Raw genomic sequence first — 19,259 nt, 5'->3', positions numbered from 1 at the left:
AGGACCTCGGTGGGCAGCCACACCATCACGTCCCGCACGCCCGGCGTCTTCTACCACCGGCCCTCACCCGACGCGGAGCCCTACGTGACCGAGGGCTCGTCGGTCGCGGAGGGCGACACCGTCGGGCTGGTGGAGGTCATGAAGACGTTCCACGAGGTCAAGGCCGACGCCGCGGGCACCGTGTCGAAGTTCCTCGTCGAGAACGAGGACGAGGTGACCATCGGCCAGGAGCTGGTCGAGCTGGAGACGTGACCGGGCTGCGGAAGGTCCTCGTCGCCAACCGCGGCGAGATCGCCCTGCGCGTGGTCCGGGCCTGCCGGGAGCTGGGCATCCGGGCGGTCGCCGTGTACTCCGACGCGGACGCGCAGGCCGCTCACGTGCGGCTGGCCGACGACGCCGTGCACCTCGGCAAGTCGGCCGCGTCCAAGAGCTACCTGGACGAGGAGAAGGTCGTCGAGGCCGCGCGCTCGGCCGGCGTCGACGCCGTCCACCCCGGCTACGGCTTCCTGTCCGAGCGGCCGTCGTTCGCCGCCGCGGTCGAGGAGGCGGGACTGACGTTCGTCGGCCCGTCGTCGTCGACGATCTCGACGATGGGGGACAAGGCGGCGGCGCGCGCCGTCGCCCGCCGCGCGGGCGTGCCGGTGGTGCCGGGCAGCGACGAGGTCGCGTCGGTCGACGACGCCGTGACGGCGGCCGAGGAGATCGGCTACCCGGTGCTGGTCAAGGCGTCGGCGGGTGGAGGCGGGCGCGGCATCCGGCCCGCGGCGTCGGCCGACGAGCTGCGCACCGTCGTCGCCGAGGCGCAGCGCGAGGCGGCGTCGGCGTTCGGGTCGGACGCGGTCTACCTCGAACGCGCCCTGCAGGGGCCGAAGCACGTCGAGGTGCAGGTGCTCGGCGACACCCACGGCAACGTCGTGCACTGCTTCGAGCGCGAGTGCTCGCTGCAGCGGCGCCGGCAGAAGATCCTGGAGGAGGCGCCGGCGCCGGGGCTCGACCCGTCGGTCCGCTCGGCGCTGTGCGACGCGGCGGTGCGGCTGGCGTCCGAGGTCGGCTACGTGGGTGCGGGCACCGTCGAGTTCCTCGTCGAGGGGTCGGAGTTCTTCTTCATCGAGATGAACACCCGCATCCAGGTCGAGCACCCGATCACCGAATGGGTCACCGGGCTCGACCTCGTCGCCGAGCAGCTGCGCATCGCGGGCGGCTCGCCGCTGTCGGTGGGCCAGGACGAGATCGTCTCCCGGGGCGCGTCGATCGAGTTCCGGGTCAACGCCGAGGACCCGGACCAGGACTTCCTGCCGTCGCCGGGGGACGTCACCGGGCTGGAGCTCCCCGGCGGGCCGGGCGTGCGCGTCGACACCGCGCTGATGGCCGGCGACGCCGTCCCGCCGTTCTACGACTCGCTCGTCGCCAAGCTCTCGGTGTGGGCGCCCACCCGCGAGCAGGCCCTGGCCCGCGGCCGCCGCGCGCTCGCCGAGTACCGCGTCGAGGGCCTGCCGACGACGATCGGGCTGCACCGCCGCCTGCTCGACGAGCCGGCCGTCGTCGACGGCACCTACGACATCACCACCCTGGAGACGTGGCTCGGGTCCGGTTCCGACCCGTGACCTCACCATGGGGGTATTCGTCGCCGTTATACGTTTTCGGCGTATCGCGACGATAGTGGTCCTCTGTCGGGTAAATTTCCGAGAATTGCCAGGTAATCATCAGGTCAAAGATCGCCGTCGTTCCCTATCGTCGCCGCGGACGGTGTGGCTCTGCGGGAAGGGACGGCATGGACGTGGCGCAGGACCCGGAATTCGCCGGCGTGATCGACTTCGCGGCCGTGGTCGACGACGTGACCGGGGCGAGCGCGCTGGACGCGGCGCACGCGGCGCTGCACGCCCTCGACCACCTCGGCGGAGAGCTCGCCTGCCGGGGCGCCGCGCCGGAGGACTTCGGCCCGCTCCTCGTCGACGACGTCCGCCGGCTGGTGGCCATGACGGCGGGTGCGCGGGCCCGGGAGGGCGGGCGGCCCGAGACGCGGGTCGAGGCCCTCGTCGACGCGTGCGCACGCTCCGAGCGTTTCGCCTACCTCACCGGGATCGCGATGCCCGGCGCGCGCGTGGACCAGCGGGTCCTCGTCATCTAGCCCGGGCCGATCAGGTCCGCAGCAGTTCCGCCGCCGGCACCCGCTCGACGCCGTGGTGGTCGAGCCGGCGCGCGAGGGCGTCGGCGATCTCGACGGCGTTCGGTCGGTCGCCGTGCAGGCAGATGGTGTCGACCTCGACGTCGAGGCGCTTGCCCGACGTCGAGGTGACGTGCCCCTCGAGCAGGTCGACCGCCTGCTGCGCGACGGCCTCCGGGTCCTTCGCCTTGGGCTCGGGCTCGACGATGATGTGGCCCTCGTCGGTGTACTCGAGGTCGGCGAAGCCCTCGCGCGCGACCTTCGCGCCGAGCGACCGGGCCAGCTCCGCGGTCGGCCCGGCCAGCCAGAAGATCATCAGGTCCGGGTCGAGGCGCAGCACGGCCTCGGTGATCGCGGTGGTGATGTCGGGATCGGTGAGCGCCATCCCGTAGAGCGCGCCGTGCGGCTTGACGTGCACGACCTCGGCGCCCTCCGCGCGGGCCGTCGCCTGCAGGGCACCCGTCTGGTACAGCACGAGCTGCGCCGCCTCGTCCGGGCGCAGGGCCATCCGCCGGCGCCCGAAGCCGACGAGATCGGGCAGCCCGGGGTGGGACCCGATGGCGGTGTTGGTCGCGACGGCGGTGCGCACCGAGTCGCGCATCGTCACCGGATCGCTCGCGTGGTACCCGCACGCGACGTTCACCGACGTCACGTACGCCATGAGCTCGCCGTCGTGCCCGAGCTTCCAGCGCCCCAGGCTCTCGCCGGCGTCCGCGTTGAGGTCGACACGGGTCTTCATGGTCGGTCAGTGTCCGCCCGAAATGCCCCGACGTGAACCTCCGCCCAGTCGCGGAACGTCCGGGCGGGTCGGCCGAGCAGGTCCGGCACGGTGCTCATGACCCGGCTGTCGCCGTACTCCCCGCCGCGGAAGAAGCGGAAGAACGCGTCGACGTACGGCTCCGGCATGACCCCCCTCATCCGCGTGCGGGCCACGTCGTCCGGCTCGGGCTCCAGGCGCAGGTCGCGGCCGAGGAGCTCGCCCAGCACCGCGAGCCGGTCGGCCGGCCGCGTCGCCTCCGGTCCGGTGAGCCGCAGGCTGCGGCCCCCGAGCCCGGAGCCGGTGAGCGCGCGGGTGGCGACGGCGCCGATGTCGGCCGGGTCGATGACGGTGACCGGGACGTCCGCGAACGGCTCGACGACGACGTCGGGCAGCGGCACCCACCGCAGGGCGTTGGACGCGAAGCCGCTCGGGCGCAGCACGGTCCACTCCAGGCCCGAGTCCCGCACGGCGGCCTCGGAGACGACGTTGAACCGGGTGACGGCGTTGTCGAGGTCCCCGCCGACGACGGCCCCGGTCGAGAGCAGCACGACGCGGCGGACGCCCGCGGCCCGCATGTCGGCCAGCAGCCCCGGTGGGTCGGGGTGGCCCGCCGGGAGGAAGACGGCGTCCGCGCCGGCCCACGCGTCCGCGACGGCGGCCCGGTCGCCCAGGTCCCCGCGCATGGCCGTCGCCCCGTCGACGGGCGAGCCCCGCCGGGACAGGGCACGGACCTCGGCCACCCCGGCCAGCGCCCGCACCACCTCGGTACCCACGTTCCCGGTCGCCCCGGCGACCACGACGGTCTCGATGTCCATGGCCGCGATGGTGGGCGTCGCGAGGGAACCGCGAGGTGCCCTCAGGCGAGCTCGTGGGCGTGCTCCTCGGCCCACGCCGTCAGGGCCGTCAGCGGGCCCAGCAGCGAGACACCGAGCGCGGTGAGCCGGTACTCGCCGCCCCGGACCTCCGGCCGCTCGACCAGCCCCGCCTCGCCGAGCCGGCGCAGGGTCTGCGTGAGCATCTTCTTGCTGATCCCGCCGGCGCGGTCGAGCAGCGCCGTGTAGCGCCGCGGGCCGTGCGCGAGGCCCACGAGGACGACCACCGACCAGGTGTCCGCGATCAGCTCGAGCGCCGAGCGCGCCGGGCAGTCCGCGAGGAAGACGTCGGGCGCCGGCGTGCTCACCTCACGCGCCCGGCGCCGACGGCACCGGGGTCTCGACCGACAGCGTGTCCAGCCCGGCGCGCAGGGCCTCGGCGAGCAGGGCGATCTCCTCGTCACCGACGACGAGCGGCGGCGACACCGCCACGCCCCGCCCGAGCCCGCGCACGAGCACGCCCTCCTTGCGGACGGCCCGCAGCAGCGCGTTGGGCGCGTCGGGCACCCCGTCGAGCACGTCCTGCTCGAGCTCGACCGCCGCGAGGAAGCCGAAGCCGGCGCGGACCTCGTGGACGTGGGGGTGCGCCGTCAGCGGCGCGAGCGCCTCGAACAGCGGCGTCTCGAGCTCCTCGCCGCGGGTGATGAGCCCCTCGCGCTCGTAGACGTCGAGCGTGGCCATGCCGGCGGCGCACGCCGTCGGGTGGCCGGAGTACGTCGGGCCGTGGCGCAGCGTGCGCTCGCCGGGCGTGGTCCACCACGGCGCCGCGACCTCGCCGGACACCACCACGCCGCCGAGGGGCAGGTAGCCGCTGGTGACGCCCTTGGCGAAGGTGATCATGTCGGGCCGGACGCCGAAGCGCTCGATGCCGAACCACGTGCCGAGCCGCCCGAAGCCGCAGATCACGGCGTCGATGACCAGCAGCACCCCGTGGCGCCGGCACAGCTCCGCGACGCCCTCGACGTAGCCGTCGACGGGCAGGTGGACGCCGCCCGCGCCCGTGACGGGCTCGATGACGAACGCCGCGATCCGCTCTGGACCGACCTCGGCGAAGATCTTCTCGACGCCGTCGAGGTCGTGCAGCGGCGCGACCGTCGCCTCGCCGGCCAGCACGCCCCAACCCTCGCGGTTCGGCGGGATGCCGGTGATCGACGTCCCGTAGCCGTGCGTTCCGTGGTAGCCGGTCTCGCGGGAGACGACGTGCACGCGCTGGTGCTCGCCGCGGGCCTGCCAGTACCCGCGCGCCAGCTTCACGGCCGTGTCGATGGCGTCGGCGCCGCCCGACCCGAAGAAGATGCGGGCGTCGTCGACGGGCGCGAGGTCGGCGAGCCGCTCGGCCAGCTCGAGCGCGGGGCGGTTGGCGATGTCGGAGAAGCACGAGTACGCCTCGAGCTTGCCCATCTGCGCCATCGCGGCCTGGACGATCTCCTGCCGCCCGTGGCCGACGTTGGCGTACCAGAGGCTCGCGCAGCCGTCGAGGTAGCGCCGCCCCTCCTCGTCGAAGACCCACGGCCCCTCGCCCCGGTCGACGACGAACTCGTGGCCGTCCACGGCCGCCATGTCGGAGAACGGGTGCCACAGCCGGGTGCTCATGGTCGCGATTCTCCGCGTCTACCGGTCCGTACGGGAGGGGAGCGGCCGGTCGGCGCTCGTCATTGCGCCGATCGACGTAACAAGAGTTTCGTCCGGAACGAGAGGTTGTCGGCGCCCGACGGAGCGGCGCAGGACCCTGGGGGACGAGATGGCGTTGCCGGCACTGCTGGTGGCTGGCGTGGTGGGGTTGGCGGCCGTCGGCGGCACGACCGTGGCCGTGATGGCGTCGGCGGGCGAGACGGCGGTGGTCCAGCGGGTGGTGGACGGGGACACCTTCGACGCCCTGTCCGAGGACGGCCGCACGATGAGGGTGCGCCTGCTCAACGTCGACACCCCGGAGACCAAGGACCCGAACAGGCCGGTCGAGTGCCTGGGGCCGGAGGCCTCGGCGCGGCTCGGTCAGCTCCTTCCGTCGGGTAGCACGGTCACGCTGGAACGCGATTCCGAGACCGTCGACGGTTACGGCCGCGAGCTCGCCGGCGTGACGAACGCGGACGGGGTACTCGTCAACGCCGAGCTCGCCCGTGAGGGCCTCGGTGTGCCCATGGTCGTCGGTGGCAACGACCGGTTCGAGCCGCAGGTCGTCGCCGCCAACCAGGAGGCTCGGACGGCGAGGCGGGGTCTCTACGCGGAGAGCGTGACCTGCACTCTGCCCGGCCAGGTGGCCGCCGTGGAAGCCGCCGCCCAGCCGTGGAGCTACGTTCCGGCAACGCCGGAGCAGTGGGACGCCCAGGCCGCGAGACTCGAGGGGATCGCGAGTGAGGCTCGAGCCGTCCTCGCGCGCTTCGATGGACCGCGCGTCGGGGTCACCTGGACGGCGTTCAGCGTGTCCGAGCAGGAAGGTCTGCGTCTGCGTACCCGGGCGGTGGCCGACGACGCCGCCGGTGACGCAGGCATCTCCCGTGGTCGTGCCAGCGACCAACGCGAGCAGGCCGCCGCCCAGCAGCGGGCGCAGGAGGAGGCCGCTCGGCAGGCCGAGCGCGAGCAGGAAGCGCGTGAGGAGGCCGACCGGCAAGCCCGCGCGCAGGCCCGCGCCGACGAGCAGGCGCGACGCCGGGCAGCGGCGACCGCGTCCGACGACTCGAGCTCGTCGAGCAGTCCGCGCGCGAGCAGCAGCGCCTCCGGCAGCGCGTACCCCGGCTACACCGGACCTCGGTGCTACGCCCCCGGCGGCCGGACCTGGCGTCCCTGCTGACCACGATCGCTCCGCGTGCTCCTCGGGGTCGACGTCACCGCCCTGCCGGAGCACCCGCAGCGATCACGGTCCGGCCGCTCCCGCTCCGACCATGATCCGCCCCGGTGCTCCGTGCGGCGGTTGTGGTCCGGTCGACGGAGCACCCGGAGCGATCACGGCGCGCCCAGCCCCAGCGGCAACGGCGCGTCGGGGTCCGCGAGGGAGTCCAGGCACCGGCGGACCGCCACGGCCCAGGGCGTCCAGCCGGCCCGCTCGGCGAGGGCGACGGCCGCCGACCACTCCCGCTCGGCGGTGCCGAGGTCGCCGAGGGTCCGGGCCGCGAGGCCCGTCCACAGCGTCACCGGCCCGAGCACCGCCCCGCCGAACCCGACGAGCACCGCCGCGTCCGGGTCCACGGGGAGCACGTCGCGGACGTGGGCCGCCGTCGCCTCGTCGCCGAGACGGGACGCCACGGCCGCCGCGAGCGCCGCGGCCGCGCGGGAGAACCACATGGCCGGGTCGGCGGCGCGCCGGGCGTACTCGGTGAGGTGCTCGCGGGCCCGGTCGTCGTCCCCGCCGCAGGCCGCGGCGTAGGCCGCCGCCGCGGACCAGGCCGCGGTGTTGAGCGCCCGCGTGGCGGCGTGGGCGGCCAGGGGCTCCAGCCCGGCGACGGTCCCGAGCAGCAGGTGCTGCACGAGCAGGTGGGCACCCGCCGCGAACGGGGCGGCCGGCAGGCCGAGCGCCTGGCCCCGCTCGGCGGCGCGGCTCGCGGCGGCGTCGGCGCCCGGGTCGCCCTCGGCCAGGAGCATCGCGGCCTCGGCCACCTGCGCGGCCCAGATCGACCGGGGCCGGAACCAGCGCTCGGCGGCGGTCTCGAGCTCGACGCGAAGCTTGTGCGCCCGTTCGGTGTGGCCGACGGCGAGCTCGGCGGTCATGAGCAGCTCGGTGCCGTCCAGGTGCAGCGACGGGTTCCCGGTCGCGATGGCGAGGCGGTGGGCGTCGGCGGCGATCGCCAGCCGGTCGAGACCCGGGACCGTCCCGTCGGCGAGGTGACGCGCCTCGAGGGCGCGGACCCGCGCCCGGGACACGGGGTCGTCGCCGGCGACCCTCTCGGCCAGCGCCCTCGCCTCGGCGATGAGCGCCGCGCCGTCGTCCTGCGTCGTCGCCGACGCCTCGCGGGCCGTCGCGACGAGCAGGTCGAGCCGGAGCCGTGGCCCCAGCGGCCGGTCGAGCAGGCGGTGCAGGCGGGCGTACCGGCGCGGGTCGCCCTGCACGGAGAGACCGAGCGGCTCGTCGCCGACCGCGACCAGCACGGCGAGCTCGTCGTCGCCGGCGGCGAGGGCGGCGTCCAGCGCCTCGTCGAGGGCGTCCTCGAGGTCGACGTCGGGCCCGACGTCGCCGGTCGTGCGCCGCGCCGAGAGGCACAGGGCGCGGTACCCGACCAGGCGCGCGCGGGTGGCGTCGGTCGCCGCCGGCTCGGCCGCCGCGAACAGGGCGAGTGCCTCGGGGATCGCCCGCCGGCGGTAGGACTCGACGCCGGCGTCCACCCGCGCCGCGGCGACCCGGGCCGGAGGGAGCAGGGTGGCGGCGCCGTCGGTGTGGCGCAGCACGGTGAACGCGTCGGCGCGGCCGTCGAGCGCCTCGAGACGGGCGAGGTGCAGGTGGGCGGCCCGCACCGCGGACACGCCGGCGCGCAGGCCGTCGGCGTCGAGGTCGTGGCGCAGCACGTAGCGGTCGCCGCCGCCCGCGACGAGGCCGGCCGCGGCGGCCACCTCGAGGTCGTCGGCCACCTCGAGGGGCCGCCGGCCCAGGACGGCGGCGAGACCGGCCAGGTCGATCGGGCGCAGCACCGCCAGGGCCTCGACGGCCCGGCGGGTCGCCAGGGGCAGCTGCGCGACCTGGAGGTCGATCACCGCGCGGACCTGGTCGGGCACGTCGGCGACCGCCGCACGGGCCTCCGCCCGGTCCGAGCAGCGCCCCAGCAGGTCGAGCAGCGCGGTGACGTGGAGGGCGAGCCCACCGGACCGGCGGGTGACGGCGGCGACCAGGGCCTCGTCCGGCGCGAGCGCGGCGAGGCGACGCCGCACGAGCACGGCGACCGCGTCGGGGGCGAGCGGGCCGACGGTGCGGGTGACGACGCCGTCGTGCCCGCGGAGCTCGGCGAGGGCGCGGTCCCACCGCGGGCGGGGGACGGTGTCGGGCGCCCGGGCCGCCACCACGACGACGACCCCGGCGGGCGGTCCGCGGCGCGCGAGCGCCCGCAGGACGTCGAGCGACGCGGAGTCGGCGCGGTGGGCGTCGTCGAGGGCCACCAGCACGGGCGCGTCCTGCGCGCGGTCGCCGAGTCGCACGTGCAGCCAGGGACCGAGGTCGCGGTCGGAGGCGGGCGCCCGGATCTCCAGGTCGTCGATCACCTCGTGCCACGGGGCGGCCGGGACGTCGTCCTCGCCCCACGCCGACGCCGCGGTGCGCGCACCCCGCGCCCGCGCCGCGTGGAGCACGGCCCGCAGCACGGCGCTCTTGCCGGCGCCCGCGCGCCCGTGCAGGACGATCACCCGCCCGTCGCCGTGCAGGGCGTCGAGGATCGCCGCGGTGAGGTCGTCACGGCCCACGAGCTCGGGCGCCGGCGCCGCGTCGGCGGTCCGGGGGGTGGCGAGCGAGCCGTACAGCGCCCGCAGCTCCGGGCCCGGCTCGACGTCGAGCTCGTCGCGGAGCCGCCGGCGCACCTCGAGGTAGGTGTCGACGGCCTCGCGCCGGCGCCCACCGTCGCGCAGCGCCCGGACGAGCAGCCCCGCGAGCTCCTCGTCGAGGCGGTCCTCCCCGGCGAGGAGGTCGACGACCTCGCCGAACCGCCCCGCGTCGAGCAGCAGCTCCGCGTGGCGGACGGTGACCGTGCGGCGCCGCTCCTCGGCGCCGCGGCGGGCCTCCGCGAGGCGGTCGCCGCCGAGCCCGAGGAACGGGGTGCCTCGCCACGCGCCGCGGGCGGCCTCGTGGAGCGCGAGGTCGGCGCCGCGCAGGGCGGCGTCGGCGAGGCGGTCGAACGCCAGGAGGTCGACGGCGTCCGGTGCGACGTGCAGCGTGTACAGGCCGCCGCTCGCCGTGATCCACGGCTCCGGGCGGTCGCCGAGCCAGTCGCGCAGCCGCGTCAGCGCGACCTGCAGCGCACCGCGGGGGTGCTTCGGCAGGTCCTCGCCCCACGCCTCGTCGATGAGGACGTCGCCGTCGACGGCCTCCCCGGCCCGCAGGGCGAGGAGCGCGAGGAGGACGGCGTGGGTCCGGCTGCGGCGCGGGTCGGGGACGCCGTCCCGGACCACGGCGACGCCGCCGAACAGCCGGATCCCGACCGACGTCATCCATCCCCCCGGGCGTCACGTCACGTGATCGCCTCGCGGAAGGGTACGTCGTCCGGGCGAGCCCGACATGCGGCCGAGTGGACGAATCAGCGCTTCGGCGTGACCGCCGTCAGACGGTCGGCCAACCCGCTCGGCACGTCCCACTCGCCCGGCGCGCCGCCGCTGGCGTCGTAGCGGCGGGCCGCCTCGAGCACGACGTCGGCGTCGTCGGGCGTGATGCGCGAGAACCGCACGCGCGGCTTGCCCGGCCCGTCGAGCGCGACGTTGCCCGGGTTCGGGCAGCCGCCGACGCACGGCACGTGCCGGACGCGGACGTCGGTGCCCGCGACGGCCCGGTCCAGCGCGTCCCCGAAGGACCCGCTGGCCGGCTCGTCGCGGGGGCAGGTGCGGCAGATCAGCAGCGGCACGTCAGGGCCGTGCCTGCACGGTCTGCCGCGTCGACTCGGTCACCGGGCCGGCCGGCGCGTCGAGCCCGCTGACCGGGGCGACGCCGCTGTCCTCCTTGTGGAAGCGACCGTCCTTCATGATCGCGTGCAGCTTGTCGTGGTCCTGCAGCACGGTGATGTCGGCCAGCGGGTCGCCGTCGACGAGGATGAGGTCGGCGAGGTAGCCGGGCTGCACCTTCCCGAGCTCGTCGGGGCGCAGCATGATCTCGCCGCCCCAGGCGGTGGCCGAGACGATGGCCTCCATCGGCGTGAAGCCGAGACGCTCGACGAAGTGCTCGAGGTCGCGGGCGTAGGTGCCGTGCGGGGTCCACGCGAAGCCGTAGTCGCCGCCGGGCAGGAGCTTGATGCCGCGACGGTGCATCTCGCGCAGCCCGTCGGTGGCCATCTCCAGTTCCTTCTTGTACCCGACGGCCTCGGCGGCCTCCTGCGGGAACCCGAAGGCCTCGGCCTCGTAGAGCGTCGCGATCAGCCAGTTGATGCCGGGGGCGACGAACACCCAGTCCTTGTTGGCCTCGAGCATGTCCATGCCCTCGGCGTCGGTGAAGCTGGCGTGGTAGATGATGTCGACCTTGTTCCGCAGACACATCTTGACGCTCTCGGCGGAACGGGCGTGGGCGCAGACGCGCTTGCCGCGGCGGTGGGCCTCGGTGACGGCGGCCGCGACCTCCTCGTCGGAGAAGTAGGTGTCCTCCGCGCGCTGGGTGCCGGTGATCTCCTCGCCGGTCATCGACAGCTTGATCTGGTCGACGCCCAGGTCGATCAGCTGGCGCACCGCGAGGCGCATGCCCTCGGGCCCGTCCGCGAACTTGGTGATCGACTTGATGAGCGCGCCGCCGGTCACCGCGATCTCCGGGCCGTTGGCGAGGTAGCGCGGGCCGGGGATGCGTCCGGCGTTGATCGCGTCGCGGCACACGACGTCGAGGCGCTCCTTGGCCGACGCCGCGCCGAGGCACATCGTGTAGCCGGAGTCGATGTACTTCTTCGCCGACTCCATCGAGAACAGCAGGTGCTCCTCGACGGGCATCGTGCCGAGGCCGTCGAGGTCGGCGGAGTTGTTCCAGCTGAAGTGGGTGTGCGCGTCGCACAGTCCGGACATCAGCGTGCGGCCCCGGCCCTCGACGACCTGGGCGTGCAGGGCGCGGGACTCGTCGACCGTGCCGACGGCCGCGATCCGGTCGTCCTCCACCAGCACGTCGCCCGGGTACGGGTCGGCGCCGGTGGAGTCGAGGATCGAGACGTCGCGGAACAGGACCTTGGACATGACGGTCTCCTCGTCAGCGAGGGTGGTGCGGGATCAGAAGAACTTCAGGAGGTGCTCGGTGACCTCGTGGGGCTTCTCGAGCGCGGTCCAGTGGCCGCAGTCGTCGAACACGTCGACGACGGCACCGCCGTGGCTTTCGGCGAGCTGGTGGGTGACGGCGGGGGCGCCGACTCCGTCGTCGGCCCCTGTGAGCAGCAGCAACGGCAGCGACGGGTCGATCGGGCCGGGGTCGCCGGCGCCGGCGAGCGCCTCGCAGGACCGGGCGTAGCCCTCGGGGTCCTGGCGCAGCACCAGCTCGCGGACCGCGGCGGCCGTCGCGGGGTGGTCGCGGCGGGTGGCCTCGGCGGTGGCGTTGGTCATCACGGCGTCGGCGACGTCCACCATGCCCTCGGCGCGCACCTTGGCCGCGCGGTCGTGCTGGCCCAGCTGCCCGGCCTCGGGCAACGGCGCCGGCACGGCGCCCAGCAGGGCGAGGTGCGAGACGAGCTCGGGACGGCGGGCGGCCAGGCTCCGCACGGAGATCGTGCCCATCGAGTGCCCGACGACCCGCGCCGGACCGGCGTCGAAGGCCTCGATCAGGGCGGCGAGGTCGTTGGCGAAGCCCTCGATCGAGAGCGTGCCCGCCAGCGGCGAGCGTCCCGAGCCCTCCGTGTCGGGGCGCACGACGCGGAAGCGCTCGGCCAGCGCGGCGACCTGCGGCTGGTAGAAGTTCGACGTGCCGCCCAGGCCGTGCACCAGCACGACCAGCGGGCCGTCACCCTCGACCTCGACGGCCAGGTCCTTGCCGTTGACCTGCAATGGATCACCTTTCATCGGATGGTGTTGCGGAGCGCGCCGAGACCCGTGATCGCGCACTCGACGACGTCGCCGGGGCGCAGGAAGCGCGGCGGGTCGAAGCCGATGCCGACCCCGGCCGGGGTGCCGGTGGCGATCACGTCGCCGGGCAGCAGGGTGATCCCGGCGGAGATCACGCGGATGAGCTCGGGGACGTCGAAGATCAGGTCGGCGACCGGTGCCTTCTGCCGGGGCTCGCCGTTGACCGTCGAGGAGACCTCGAGGGCGGCGAGGTCGGCGACCTCGTCCGCGGTGACCGCCCAGGGACCCATCGGCGCGTGGGTGTCGAGCGACTTGCCGAGCAGCCACTGCTTGTGGTCGCGCTGCACGTCGCGGGCGGTGACGTCGTCGACGATCGTGTAGCCCCAGACGTGGGCCATCGCGTCGTCGCGGGTGATGCCGCGGCCGCCGCGACCGATGATCACGGCGAGCTCGGCCTCGTAGTCCAGCTCCGCGGTGATGCCGGCGTGGGCCTCGACGTCGTCGTACGGGCCCGTCACCGCGGTCGTCGCCTTGGAGAAGACGATCGGCTTGTCGGGCAGGTCCTCGGAGCGCTGCGGGGTGTCGTAGCCCGAGCGCCCGAACTCGGCGACGTGCTCGCGGTAGTTCTTGCCGACGGCGAACAGGTCGCGACGCGGCGTCGGGAACGGCGCGCGCAGGTGCGGCCGGTCGACGGCGGGGAGATCGGCCGCCGCGGCGATGCGCGGACCCTGGACGTCCCAGTCCGCGACCAGGTCCAGCAGGCTCGCGCCGTCCACGACGGGCGTCAGGTCGCGCACCGTCGTCTCGTCGTCGTCCAGGCGCCCGACCGCCTCCCGGCCGTCGGCCACGAACGTCACGAGCTTCACGGGCAGGCTCCCTCGACTCAGGGGTGATGTGGCGACCAATCACGACCAATGAGTCGGTGTGGTGGCCCACGTTCGACCGTAGGACCTGCTCGCGCCGACGCCAAGGGGTGACGGGCCGCGAGATTGGTCTAGTATTGGTCAGGTGGAGACGACGGTGGCGACGCGGTTGCGCGGCCTGCTCGAGGAGGCCGTGGCCGCCGGCACGCTCGGCACCGGCTCGAAGATCCCGACCGAACGGGCGCTGAGCGACACGCTGCAGGCGTCGCGCACGGCGGTGCGCGCGGCGCTGGCCGAGCTCGAGCGCGAGGGGCGGATCACCCGCCACGTCGGGCGCGGCACGTTCCTCGCCGAGCTCGAGGGCGACCCGTCGCTGCCGTCGGGCACGCCGCTGCAGACGAGCCCCGCGGAGATCATGGCCACGCGGCTGGTGCTCGAGCCCGAGGTCGCCGCGCTCGCGGCGCGGCACGCCACGCAGGCCGACGTCGAGCACATCGAGCACTGCCTGCGCCGCGGCGACGCGTCCGCGACCTACGAGGAGTTCGAGGCGTGGGACTCCGCGCTGCACCGGGCCATCGCCGCGGCGGCGCACAACGGGCTGCTGCTGCGGTTGTTCGACACCATGAACGTGGCCCGCGACCTGCCGGTGTGGGGCAGCATCAAGCGGCGCTCGGCGTCCCCGGAGCGGCGGCGCGGCTACGAGCGCTGCCACGGCGAGATCGTCGCCGCGCTCACCGAACGTGACGCCGACGCGGCCCGCGAGCGCATGCGCGCCCACCTCGTGGACGTCCGCACGAACCTGCTCGGGTCGCCCTGACGCGTCGGCGTCGTGCGCTACCGTGCGAGCCGTGACCGCCTCGTACTCCATCGACGACGGCGTTGGCGGACGCGGCCCCCTCGACGCGGGCGCGACGCCGGCCGACATCCGCGCCAAGCTCCTGCCCGAGGACCGCATCGGGTTCGACCGCGCGCTCGACGCAGCGCTCGCCGAGGTGCGGACCAGCCTCGACCTCACGGGCCTGTTCACGATGCTCGAGCGCTGGCGTCGCCTCGCGCTGGCGCAGCAGGACCACGTGGCCTTCGCGCGAACGGCGCGTCGCGCTGCGGAGAAGCTCACGGGCGAGATCCCGCCCGAGGACGAGTCCCTGGCCGTGACCCGATCCCGGACCGGTATGTGAGCGACGGTGTACGTCGTCGACGCGGACGACGTGGCCCACGACGTCGATCGGCTGCCGCCGCGTGCTGCGCGCGCCTTCGCCGAGTTCCGCGCCGCGGTCGAGCTGTCTCCCTGGACGGTGGCCCCGTCGATCAACCCGGACAACCCGTATGCGCCGGTGCGTCTCCACCTCCTGCAGAGCGACGACGGCTCGGCGTTGATCAGCTACCTGGTCCGCGACCTCGAGCGGATCGTCGATGTCCTCCGACTCCAGTGGCTCGGCTGACCGTGCCCGTCACCCCTCGACCGGGCACCCCGCGGCCATGAGCAGCACCGAGAGTGCCGACGCCGTGGTCGTCGGCGCCGGGCTCAACGGCTTGGTCGCGGCCAACCTGCTCGCCGACCGCGGCTGGTCGGTGCGGGTGCTCGAGGCCTCCGACGCCCCCGGCGGCGCGGTGCGCACCGAGGAGATCACCGCGCCCGGCTACCGCAGCGACCTCGGCAGCGCGTTCCACCCCATGGGCTACGTCTCGCCGGTGCTGCGCGGGCTGGACCTCGGCGCCCACGGCCTGCGCTGGCGGCACGCGCCGGCGCCGCTGGCCCACGTCCTGCCCGACGACCGCGGCGTGCTGCTCTCCCGCGACGTCGACGTCACCGCTGCGTCGCTCAACCGCTTCGCCCCCGGCGACGGCGACGCGTGGCGGCGCCTCGCCGCGGAGTGGCAGCGGCTGCGGGACCCGCTGATCGCCGCGTTCCTCGGGCCCTTCCCGCCGGTGCGCGACGCAGCGCGGGTGCTGCGGACGCTCGGCGGCCCGGACGCGCTGCGCCTGGCGCGGCGGATGCTGCTGCCCGCGACGCGGTTCGGCGAGGAGGAGTTCGCCGGCGAGGGTGCGCGCGTGCTGATCGCCGGCAACGCGCTGCACACCGACCTGCCCGTCACCCAGACCGCGAGCACCGCCTTCGGCTGGCTGCTCTCGATGCTGGCCCAGGACGTCGGGTTCCCGGTGCCCGAGGGCGGGGCACGCTCGCTGACCGATGCCCTCGTCGCGCGGCTCGCGGCGCGTGGCGGCACCGTCGACTGCCACCGCCCCGTCACGCGTGTCCTCGTCGAGGGCGGGCGGGCCGTCGGGGTGGTCGACGCCGCGGGCGGTCTCGTGCGGGCGCGGCGGGCGGTGCTCGCCGACGTGCCCGCCCCGCTGCTGTTCGGCGACCTCGTCGGCCACGAGCACCTGCCCCCGCGGCTCGTGTCCGACCTCGCGCGGTTCCACTGGGACGACGCCATCCTCAAGGTCGACTGGGCGCTGTCGTCGCCGATCCCCTGGACCGCGCCCGAGGCCCGCGAGGCCGGCACGGTGCACCTCGGCGGCGACACCGCCGGGCTCGTCGACTTCGGGGCCGACCTCGCCACCGGCCGGATGCCGCGGGAGCCGTTCATGCTGCTCGGGCAGATGACGCTGTCGGACCCGCTGCGCTCGCCGCCGGGCACCGAGTCGGTGTGGGCGTATACGCACCTGCCGCACGCGCGTCGGCAGACCGAGGCGGAGCTCGCCGCGCAGGTCGACCGGATGACCTCGGTGATCGAGCGGCACGCGCCGGGCTTCGGCGCGCGGGTCGTGGCGCGGGTCGTCTCGCGGCCGTCCGACCTGCAGGCCCGCGACCCGTCCCTGGTCCGCGGCGCGCTGATGCAGGGCACCGCGCACGTCCACCAGATGCTGGTCTTCCGGCCCACGCCAGGGCTCGGGCGCCCGGACACGCCCGTCGAACGGCTCTACCTCGCGGGGGCGACGGCCCACCCGGCCGGGGCGGTGCACGGCGCGCCCGGGGCCAACGCGGCGCGGGCCGCGCTGGCACGCGAGGGGCGGCTCGGCGGCGTGTACGGGGCCGGGATCCGGGCGGCGCAGCGGCTGGTCTACGGGGCCGACGACTCCCGCGGCAGGGTCCTCGCCGGCAGGTAGTCGCCGATCAGCTCGCGGTGCCACCACGCGCCGGTCGCGCGGACCCACGCCGGGCGCGCGCCGCCGAACGGGTCGTGGCCGAGCAGCCGCAGCGTGGCGGTGTCGGCGGCGAGGAGGCGGTCGAGCAGCACCGGCAGCCAGCCGCGGGCCATGCGCGGGGCCAGTGGGGCGAACTGCGCCAGGGCGACGGTGAAGGCGATGGCGTCGGCGAGCGCGACGAGGTGCTGGACCACCCGGCGGGCGACGAGGCAGGCCGGTGCGGCGAGCCGGTCGAGCACGGCGCCCCCCCCGGCGTGGAGGCGACGTGTACCCGCTCCGCCGTCCGGTCGACGCGCCCGGCGTGTCGTCATCGCGAGCGTGTGGCGATCCTGGCGCTGGACGCCAGCAATGCCGCGTTGCTCGCACACGGAGTGTGCGCGGGGCGTCAGGCGAGCGCGGCCGCGACGATCGCGTCGGCGTCGAGGCGGTGGTGGGCCCAGGCACCGGCGAGGTCGGACGAGCGGCCGAAGTCGGTGACCCCGAGGTGGGCCGCGCGCACGCCGTGGACCGAGCCGAGGAACGCCAGGGTGTGCGGGTGGCCGTCGAGGACGGTCACGAGCGGGGCGGCGCGGTCGGCCGGGAACGCGGCGTCGAGCACCCAGCTCGGAGCGTCCTCGGCGGCGCCAGTCGCGGCGGTGCGGGCGCGCAGGGCGCGGAACAGGCGGTCCGGGCTGGTGACGACCACGACGTCGGCGGCGACGCCCTGCGCCTCCAGCCGGTCGGCGGCCTCGAGGGCGTTGGGCACCACGGCGCCGACGGCCGCGATCGTCACCTGCGGGGCGCGGGCCGCGCGGCGCAGCAGGTACGCGCCCGCCTGCACCTGACGGCGCCGCTCGGCGCGCGCCGCGGGGTCCGACGGGACGGCGGCGAGACTCTGGTCGACCGGGACCGTCGACAGGCGCAGGTAGGTCGACGAGCCGCCGGCACGGCCCAGGCGCGCCAGGCCGTCGAGCAGGCACCAGCCGACCTCGACGCCGAATGCCGGCTCGAACGCGACGCAGCCCGGCTGCTCCAGCCCGATCGACGGGGTGGTGATCGACTGGTGGGCGCCGCCCTCGGGCGCCAGCGAGACCCCCGACGGCGTCCCGACGAGGATCGACTGGCCGCCCGCGTACATCCCGAACGCCCACGGCTCGAGCGCGCGGGCGACGAAGGGGTCGTAGAGCACGCCGACGGGCAGCAGCGGCTCCCCCCACCGCGACCACGTGGCGCCGAGCTCGCCGAGGAGCCCGACGAGGTTGGTCTCGGCGATCCCCAGCTCGATGTGCTGGCCGGACGGCAGCTCGTGCCAGTGCAGGATCGTCTCGGCGTCGTCGGCGAACCAGTCGCGACGCTCGTGCGGCGACCACGACCCGACCTTGTTCAGCCAGCCGCCGAGGTTGGTCGACGACGTGACGTCCGGGCTGACCGTCACCACCCGCCGGGCGGCCTCGGGGGCGGACCGGGTGAGGTCGAGCAGCGCCCGGCCCAGCGCCTGCTGGGTGTGGCCGGTGCCGGTGGGGGTGCGGTCGAGGTCGGCGGGGATCTCCGGCGGACCCGCCGGGGTCGCGGGAGAGCGGCGCAGGCGAGCGGCGGTGTCGCGGCACAGGTCGGCGGCCGGGCCGTCGGGAAGCGGCGCCCACGGGTCGTCGAGGTCGGTGCCCAGGCCCGTGGCCAGCGCCCGCATCTGGGTCTCGGTGAGCAGGCTCGAGTGGTTCTGGGGATGGCCCTGGGTGGCCAGGCCGTAGCCCTTCACGGTGTAGGCGAAGATCACCGTCGGGCGGGTGTCGTCGATCGCATCGTAGGCGTCGGCCAGCGCGCCGAGGTCGTGGCCGCCGAGGTTGCGGATCGCCGCGTGCACCGCGCCGTCGTCGACGTCCTTGAGCAGCCCGGCGATCGCCTCGGCGTCCGGGCCGTCGCCGGGCAGGCGCTCGCGCAGCTGCAGCGGGGTGCAGCGCAGCAGCCGCTGGTACTCCGGGTTGGTCATCTCGTCGATGCGCCGGCGCAGGGCGTCGCCGCCCGGCCGGGCGTACAGCTCGCCCAGCAGCCGCCCGTACTTGACGGTGATGACCTGCCACCCGGCCGCGGTGAACAGGCCGTGCAGCCGCGTCGCGGAGATGTCGGGGACCACGCGGTCGAGGCTCTGGCGGTTGAAGTCGACGATCCAGCAGACCTCGCCGAGCTCGCGGACGATCGGGTCGAGCACGGCCTCCCAGACCGCGCCCTCGTCGAGCTCCGCGTCGCCGACCAGCGAGAACTGCCGTCCCGAGCCGGCGGCCCCGCGCAGGCCGTCGGCGTAGCGGCGCGCGATCGTGCCCCAGATCGGGGCGGTGGCGCCGATGCCGACCGAGCCGGTGGAGTAGTCGACGGGGTCGGGGTCCTTCGACCGCGACGGGTAGGCCTGCAGCCCGCCGGCCTCGCGCAGCGTCGTCAGGTACGACGCGTCGAGCTCGCCGAGCAGGTGGTTGATCGCGTGCAGCACCGGCGAGGCGTGCGGCTTGACCGACACCCGGTCCTCGGGGCGCAGCGTCCGGAACCACAGCGCGGTCATGATCGAGACCATCGACGCCGACGACGCCTGGTGCCCGCCGACCTTGAGCCCGCCGGGGTTGGGGCGCACGCGGTTGGCGTGATCGATGATCGCGGTGGCGAGCCAGAGCACCCGGTCCTCGACCACCTGCAGCGCGTCGCGCTCAGGCTCGGTGCCCGGCAGCGGGGCGGGGGCGGGACGCGTGGATGTCATCGGTGGCCTCCGGGTCTCACATTGACCCGAGAAGCGTTCGTCATGGAGCCGAGGTGCGCAAGCGACGCCGACGAGGTTGAGCACT

Annotated in this window: 19 protein-coding genes; 8 read left to right on the top strand and 11 right to left on the bottom strand. The window is 75.2% G+C overall.

Annotated features, from left to right (window positions below):
* The first annotated feature begins 9 nt into the window (after nt 1–9).
* The 3 genes from ABD994_RS16455 to ABD994_RS16445 all read left to right on the top strand — a co-directional run bounded on the left by ABD994_RS16455 (nt 10) and on the right by ABD994_RS16445 (nt 2,128).
* A complete protein-coding gene (locus ABD994_RS16455) occupies nt 10–252 on the top strand; it encodes an acetyl-CoA carboxylase (RefSeq protein ID WP_345416959.1) in 243 nt (80 codons plus the stop codon).
* Nucleotides 249–1,604: an acetyl-CoA carboxylase biotin carboxylase subunit gene (locus tag ABD994_RS16450; RefSeq protein WP_345416956.1), complete on the top strand. Its 1,356-nt coding sequence runs from the start codon at nt 249–251 to the stop codon at nt 1,602–1,604. Before ABD994_RS16455 ends, ABD994_RS16450 begins: the two co-directional genes overlap by 4 nt.
* A gap of 167 nt (nt 1,605–1,771) precedes the next feature.
* Nucleotides 1,772–2,128, top strand: coding sequence for a hypothetical protein (locus tag ABD994_RS16445; RefSeq protein ID WP_345416953.1), 357 nt, complete (start codon nt 1,772–1,774; stop codon nt 2,126–2,128).
* Between the two features lie 10 nt (nt 2,129–2,138).
* Here ABD994_RS16445 and ABD994_RS16440 read toward each other — a convergent pair whose 3' ends face one another.
* Genes ABD994_RS16440 through ABD994_RS16425 form a run of 4 tightly spaced genes read right to left on the bottom strand, consistent with a single transcriptional unit; the run spans nt 2,139 to nt 5,389 of the window.
* A complete protein-coding gene (locus ABD994_RS16440) occupies nt 2,139–2,903 on the bottom strand; it encodes a LamB/YcsF family protein (RefSeq protein ID WP_345416951.1) in 765 nt (254 codons plus the stop codon).
* Nucleotides 2,900–3,739, bottom strand: a complete 840-nt coding sequence (locus tag ABD994_RS16435) for an NAD(P)H-binding protein (protein ID WP_345416948.1) — start codon at nt 3,737–3,739, stop codon at nt 2,900–2,902. Before ABD994_RS16435 ends, ABD994_RS16440 begins: the two co-directional genes overlap by 4 nt.
* 41 nt (nt 3,740–3,780) lie before the next feature.
* Entirely contained in the window at nt 3,781–4,104 is a 324-nt protein-coding gene (locus ABD994_RS16430; protein WP_345416945.1) for a winged helix-turn-helix transcriptional regulator, read from the bottom strand.
* Nucleotide 4,105: 1 nt separating this feature from the next.
* Complete coding sequence (locus tag ABD994_RS16425) at nt 4,106–5,389, bottom strand: aminotransferase family protein (RefSeq protein WP_345416942.1); 1,284 nt, start codon at nt 5,387–5,389, stop codon at nt 4,106–4,108.
* A gap of 148 nt (nt 5,390–5,537) precedes the next feature.
* On the opposite strand from ABD994_RS16425, the gene ABD994_RS16420 reads away from it, so the two are divergent.
* Nucleotides 5,538–6,584, top strand: a complete 1,047-nt coding sequence (locus tag ABD994_RS16420) for a thermonuclease family protein (protein WP_345416937.1) — start codon at nt 5,538–5,540, stop codon at nt 6,582–6,584.
* Between the two features lie 152 nt (nt 6,585–6,736).
* Here ABD994_RS16420 and ABD994_RS16415 read toward each other — a convergent pair whose 3' ends face one another.
* From ABD994_RS16415 to ABD994_RS16395, 5 genes are all read right to left on the bottom strand, one after another.
* Nucleotides 6,737–9,916, bottom strand: coding sequence for an ATP-binding protein (locus tag ABD994_RS16415; protein ID WP_345416934.1), 3,180 nt, complete (start codon nt 9,914–9,916; stop codon nt 6,737–6,739).
* Between the two features lie 86 nt (nt 9,917–10,002).
* Nucleotides 10,003–10,323, bottom strand: a complete 321-nt coding sequence (locus ABD994_RS16410) for a DUF1636 family protein (protein WP_345416931.1) — start codon at nt 10,321–10,323, stop codon at nt 10,003–10,005.
* Between the two features lies 1 nt (nt 10,324).
* On the bottom strand, nt 10,325–11,623 hold the full coding sequence (locus ABD994_RS16405) for a metal-dependent hydrolase family protein (protein WP_345416928.1): 1,299 nt from the start codon (nt 11,621–11,623) through the stop codon (nt 10,325–10,327).
* 33 nt (nt 11,624–11,656) lie between these two features.
* Nucleotides 11,657–12,436 carry an alpha/beta fold hydrolase gene (locus ABD994_RS16400; protein ID WP_345416925.1) on the bottom strand — a complete coding sequence of 260 codons (780 nt, stop codon included), beginning with the start codon at nt 12,434–12,436 and terminating at the stop codon, nt 11,657–11,659.
* Nucleotides 12,433–13,305, bottom strand: coding sequence for a fumarylacetoacetate hydrolase family protein (locus ABD994_RS16395; RefSeq protein ID WP_345416922.1), 873 nt, complete (start codon nt 13,303–13,305; stop codon nt 12,433–12,435). The genes ABD994_RS16400 and ABD994_RS16395 overlap by 4 nt, the downstream gene beginning before the upstream one ends.
* Nucleotides 13,306–13,447: 142 nt before the next feature.
* On the opposite strand from ABD994_RS16395, the gene ABD994_RS16390 reads away from it, so the two are divergent.
* The 4 genes from ABD994_RS16390 to ABD994_RS16375 are packed head-to-tail and all read left to right on the top strand — an operon-like array spanning nt 13,448 to nt 16,413.
* Nucleotides 13,448–14,119, top strand: a complete 672-nt coding sequence (locus tag ABD994_RS16390) for a FadR/GntR family transcriptional regulator (protein ID WP_345416919.1) — start codon at nt 13,448–13,450, stop codon at nt 14,117–14,119.
* 31 nt (nt 14,120–14,150) lie between these two features.
* Complete coding sequence (locus ABD994_RS16385) at nt 14,151–14,480, top strand: DUF6247 family protein (RefSeq protein WP_345416916.1); 330 nt, start codon at nt 14,151–14,153, stop codon at nt 14,478–14,480.
* Between the two features lie 6 nt (nt 14,481–14,486).
* Nucleotides 14,487–14,744 (top strand): hypothetical protein, encoded by a 258-nt coding sequence (locus tag ABD994_RS16380; protein ID WP_345416913.1) that lies wholly within the window; start codon nt 14,487–14,489, stop codon nt 14,742–14,744.
* Nucleotides 14,745–14,781: 37 nt separating this feature from the next.
* Nucleotides 14,782–16,413: a phytoene desaturase family protein gene (locus tag ABD994_RS16375; RefSeq protein ID WP_345416910.1), complete on the top strand. Its 1,632-nt coding sequence runs from the start codon at nt 14,782–14,784 to the stop codon at nt 16,411–16,413.
* Here ABD994_RS16375 and ABD994_RS16370 read toward each other — a convergent pair.
* Nucleotides 16,368–16,691, bottom strand: a complete 324-nt coding sequence (locus ABD994_RS16370) for a hypothetical protein (RefSeq protein ID WP_345416907.1) — start codon at nt 16,689–16,691, stop codon at nt 16,368–16,370. The two genes, ABD994_RS16375 and ABD994_RS16370, sit on opposite strands and share 46 nt — an antisense overlap.
* Nucleotides 16,692–16,837: 146 nt before the next feature.
* A complete protein-coding gene (locus ABD994_RS16365) occupies nt 16,838–19,174 on the bottom strand; it encodes a transketolase-like TK C-terminal-containing protein (protein WP_345416904.1) in 2,337 nt (778 codons plus the stop codon).
* Between the last annotated feature and the right edge of the window lie 85 nt (nt 19,175–19,259).

Origin of the sequence: Actinomycetospora chlora, assembly GCF_039542135.1 — a bacterium.
Taxonomy (GTDB): domain Bacteria; phylum Actinomycetota; class Actinomycetes; order Mycobacteriales; family Pseudonocardiaceae; genus Actinomycetospora; species Actinomycetospora chlora.
This window is presented reverse-complemented; position numbering and strand designations above follow the sequence as displayed.